Origin of the sequence: Bilophila sp. 4_1_30 (genome assembly GCF_000224655.1) — a bacterium.
GTDB classification, from domain to species: domain Bacteria; phylum Desulfobacterota; class Desulfovibrionia; order Desulfovibrionales; family Desulfovibrionaceae; genus Bilophila; species Bilophila wadsworthia.
The window spans coordinates 63,273-67,838 of sequence record NZ_JH114237.1; the positions used below are offsets into that span (position 1 = coordinate 63,273).

The 4,566-nt window shown below is 60.4% G+C and carries 3 protein-coding genes; all 3 read left to right on the plus strand.

The window, feature by feature from the left end; translation table 11 throughout:
• Positions 1 to 190 precede the first annotated feature (190 nt).
• The 3 genes from radA (at position 191) to clpA (ending at position 4,298) form a co-directional block, all read left to right on the plus strand.
• On the plus strand, positions 191 to 1,540 hold the full coding sequence (radA, locus tag HMPREF0178_RS19420) for a DNA repair protein RadA (RefSeq protein WP_009369243.1): 1,350 nt from the start codon (positions 191 to 193) through the stop codon (positions 1,538 to 1,540).
• 212 nt (positions 1,541 to 1,752) lie between these two features.
• Positions 1,753 to 2,028 carry an ATP-dependent Clp protease adapter ClpS gene (gene clpS, locus HMPREF0178_RS19425; protein ID WP_369737801.1) on the plus strand — a complete coding sequence of 92 codons (276 nt, stop codon included), beginning with the start codon at positions 1,753 to 1,755 and terminating at the stop codon, positions 2,026 to 2,028.
• Entirely contained in the window at positions 2,025 to 4,298 is a 2,274-nt protein-coding gene (gene clpA / locus HMPREF0178_RS19430) for an ATP-dependent Clp protease ATP-binding subunit ClpA (RefSeq protein WP_009369245.1), read from the plus strand. The genes clpS and clpA overlap by 4 nt, the downstream gene beginning before the upstream one ends.
• Positions 4,299 to 4,566: the final 268 nt, after the last annotated feature.

Genomic DNA, 4,566 nt, shown 5'->3' on the forward strand with positions numbered 1-4,566 from the left:
TTCTGAAGAAAGTTCCCTCCTCCCCCCTCCAAACCTCCCCCCTTCTCCCTCAAAGACTTTTGACTTTATCGAATCCCTGTTCGCCGCGTTCCCTGTGTCTCGTTTGATCGGGTGGTGCTTTCCTTCTCAGGGGAAAAATCCTACATTTCATAAAGAGTATTCGTCTTTCCATTCTTCAGAAGGTTTTTTCATGGCCAGCAAGATCAAAGAAACATATGTGTGTGCGGAATGCGGGGCAAAGTCGCCGCTGTGGCGGGGACAGTGCCTCGTGTGTAAGGCTTGGAATTCGCTGGAACTGGTGGCCGCGCCCGTCGAGGGCGCACGGAAGCGCCCGATAGGGAGCCTCGGCTCGGTGAAGGCCATGCCTCTGGCCCATGTCGAGGATCACGGCCACGAGCCGTTCGGCACGGGGCTTGATGCGCTGGACCGCGTGCTCGGCAGGGGCCTTGTTCCGGGAAGCGCCCTGCTCATGGGCGGTGAGCCGGGCATCGGCAAGTCCACGCTTCTGTTGCAGATGGCCGGGGCCGTGGCCGCTTCGGGCAAGCTGGTTCTGTACGCGAGCGGCGAAGAATCGTTGCCGCAGATCAAGGATCGCGCCAACCGTCTGGGAATGCTGCATGACAACTTGCTGGCACTGTCCACGTCACGGGTCGAGGACGTACTGCCGTTGCTTGAGGGCGACGGTGCACCTGATCTGCTTATCGTGGACTCCGTGCAGACGTTTACGTCGGAAAGCGCGGAAGGTCTGCCCGGCAACGTGAGTCAGGTCCGGGCCGTGGCGACGGAGATCGTCGACGCCTGCAAGCGCGGCACCACGACCGTCGTTTTGGTGGGCCATGTCACGAAGGACGGCGCGCTCGCCGGGCCGAGGCTGCTTGAGCACATGGTCGATACGGTCATTTCGCTGGAAGGCGATCGGCGCCAGATGTTCCGGCTCCTGCGCGTGTTGAAGAACCGTTTCGGGCCGAATCAGGAACTACTGGTCTTTCAGATGGTCCGGCAGGGGCTGGAAGTCGTTGAGGACCCCGCAACCTATTTTTTGGGCGCGCGCGACGCGAGCCTCAGCGGGACGGCGGTGGTTATGGCCGTGGACGGGCAAAGGCCGCTGGCCGTGGAAGTGCAGGCGCTGGTCACGCGCAGCTACTTGTCGATCCCCCGGCGCACGGGGCTGGGATTTGACGTCAACCGATTGCATCTTATCTTGGCTGTATTGGAAAAACGCCTGCGCCTGAACTTCGGTCAGGTCGACATTTATGCCAAGGTCGGCGGTGGCATGAAGATTCAGGAGCCGGGCATGGACCTCGCGCTCGTGGCGGCGATGTTGTCGTCCTTCTACGACGTGCCGCTTCCCGAGCGGGCCGTGTTGTGGGGCGAAGTGGACCTTAACGGTCAGATCCGCCCTGTGGCCGCGCACGATATCCGGCTTTCGCAGGCGCGCAGGCTCGGCTACAAGCCGATTCTTTTCCCTTCGCAGGGCGAGGGCGACGGAATCGCCACGGTCGTGGAGTTGCAGGACAGGCTGTTCCGCCGCAAGAACTGACGGCGGAAGCGGAAAGGGCCTCAAGTCGGTTAGGTGTGGATTCTCCACGGGCCGGTTTTGGCGTGCGGGGAAAAAATGCATGACGCTCTCCCGTTGCTCTTGCGCGGCCCTTGCGAACGCGTTATCAGGAATTATTCTTTATTCAAAAGGACGATTGAACCATGAGCCAGATTCCCTTTCACGCGGCCCCGGGCGGCCAGCCGGACGTCATCATGGACGTAGAGGTGGCAGAACCGAAAATGTATCAGGTCCTGCTTCACAATGATGACTATACGACCATGGAGTTCGTCGTGAATATCCTGATGACCGTTTTTCATAAGACGGCGGATCAGGCCACGAACATCATGCTGGCCGTGCACAAGCGCGGAAAAGGCATTGCCGGGGTCTATCCTCATGAAATCGCCGAAACCAAAGTAGATAAAACTCATTTCCTTGCGAGAGAGGCAGGCTACCCCCTGCGTTGCACGCTTGAGGAGGTTGGCGCATGATTGGCAAGAAATTGCAGAAAGCATTAGGCCTTGCGGTGGAGGAGCTGAAACGGCGTCGGCATGAATACCTGACGCTGGAGCATGTCCTTTACGGCATCGCATCCGAGCCTTCCGGAAGGAAGCTCATCGAACGGTGCGGCGGGAGTGCCCCCGTGCTGCGGCAGGCACTCGATCATTTTTTCAAGACCTATATGGAGAGCCTCGACGAGCCCACCAAAGACGTTTACCAGACGCTTGCCGTCCAGCGTGTGCTGGACAGCGCGCTGGCGCACGTCAAAAGCGCGGGACGGGACGAGGACATCGGTGTTGAGGTCGGCGACGTACTCGCCGCCATCCTTGAGGAAGAGGAATACTCGTGGGCTGCCTACTGCCTGAAAAAGCAGGGCATCACCCGGCTTGCCGTGTTGGAGAGCATCTCCCACAACGACGAAGAGGGGCAGGACGAATCTTCCTCGGAATCGGGAGAGGGCGAAGGCGGTGCCGAATCGGCCAAGGACGCCTTGGCCCGTTACACCGTGGACCTGACGGCCCGCGCCCGCGAAGGAAAGCTCGATCCGCTGGTCGGACGCGAGATGGAGCTGTCGCGCTCCATCGAAATCCTCGCCCGGCGCCGTAAGAACAATCCGTTGTACGTGGGCGATCCCGGGACCGGGAAGACCGCCATTGCGGAAGGTCTGGCCCTGCGCATCGTCAGCGGCAATGTGCCGCCGGAGTTCAAGGAGACGAAGATATACTCCCTTGATCTCGGGGCCGTGCTCGCCGGGGCGCGTTACCGCGGCGACTTCGAAGGCCGCATCAAGGCCGTGGTCGGAGCGTTGCAGAAGATCCCCGGCGCGATCCTGTTTATTGACGAAATCCATACTATTGTGGGTGCCGGTTCCACCAGCGGCGGCTCGATGGACGCTTCCAACCTGTTGAAGCCCATCCTTGCCGAAGGCAAGCTCCGCTGCATCGGCTCGACGACCTACGACGAGTTCCGCAACCACTTTGAAAAGGACCGCGCGCTTGCCCGGCGTTTTCAGAAAGTGGATATCAAGGAGCCTTCGCTGGACGAGTGCGTGGATATTCTCAAGGGCCTCCAGCCCCACTATGAGAAGCACCATAAAGTGCGTTACTCCTCGTCGTCCCTGCGGGCGGCGGTGGAGCTTTCCGCCCGCCATGTGCAGGATCGCCTGCTGCCTGACAAGGCCATCGACGTCATGGATGAGGCCGGGGCTTCCGTGCGGCTGCGTCCGGGCTTCAAGTCCGGCTCGTCGGTTTCGCGTCAGGACGTGGAGCGTATTGTGGCCCGTATGGCCGGGATTCCCGCCCGCACCGTATCGGGCAAGGAACGCGACCGCCTGAAGACGCTCAAGGATGACCTCGGGTCCGTGCTGTTTGGTCAGGATGAAGCGGTGGATATCGTGACCCGTGCCATCCTGCGTTCGCGGGCCGGGCTCGGCAGGACGGATCGTCCCGCCGGTTCGTTCCTCTTCTATGGACCCACCGGGGTCGGCAAGACGGAACTCGCCAAGCAGCTTGCCGAGCGCATGGGCGTCGCCTTCCTGCGTTTCGACATGAGCGAGTACATGGAAAAACATGCCGTATCGCGGCTTATCGGCGCGCCTCCAGGCTACGTGGGTTTTGATCAGGGCGGCCTGTTGACCGAGGCCGTGCGCAAGACGCCCTATGCCGTGGTGCTGATGGACGAAATCGAAAAGGCGCACCCCGACATCTTCAACGTGCTGTTGCAGGTGATGGACTACGGGACGCTGACGGACAACACGGGCCGCAAGGCCGACTTCAAGAACGTGGTCCTGATCATGACCTCCAATGCGGGCGTCCGGGATATGGATGCCTCGCCGATGGGCTTCATTGAGGCCCCTGCGGGCAAGGTGGCCCAGAGCGCGGCGCAGCGCGGCCGCAAGGCCGTGGAGGCGATGTTCAGCCCTGAATTCCGCAATCGGTTGGATGCGTTGGTGCCGTTCAATGCCCTGACGCCCGATCTGATGGGTATGATTGTGGACAAGTGCATTGCCGAAATGGGCAAGGGGCTTGCCGACAAGAAGGTCAACCTGACCCTGACGCCCGAAGCCCGGAGCTGGCTGGCCAAGGAAGGCTATGACGCCAAGCTCGGCGCGCGTCCCTTGCAGCGTCTTCTCCGCGAAGCGCTGGAAGATCCGTTGGCCGGGGAAGTCCTTTTCGGCCGCCTCGTCAAGGGCGGCACGGTCATTGTGGACGCGCCCGAAGAGGGCGGCGACAAGCTGGTATTGAGGTTTGAAGAAAAATAGGGCGAAGATTGGGAAAAAGGGAGGGGAAAACCTTCCTCCAAACCCACCCCTTCCAAAGGCTTTCGTGTTCATCGAATCCCTGTTTCCCGCGTTCCCTGTAGATGAAAAGGGAGTATGGGACAGATGGACAGTACGATCCTAGCCGTGTTTCATATACGAAAGAAGGGAGCCTGAACATTTTTTGTTCAGGCTCCCTTGCTTGTTTTTCTCTCTTTCTTACAGCACTGGAGTGGAACGAACTCCTCTCGTGCAGCCTCCCCACCAGTTG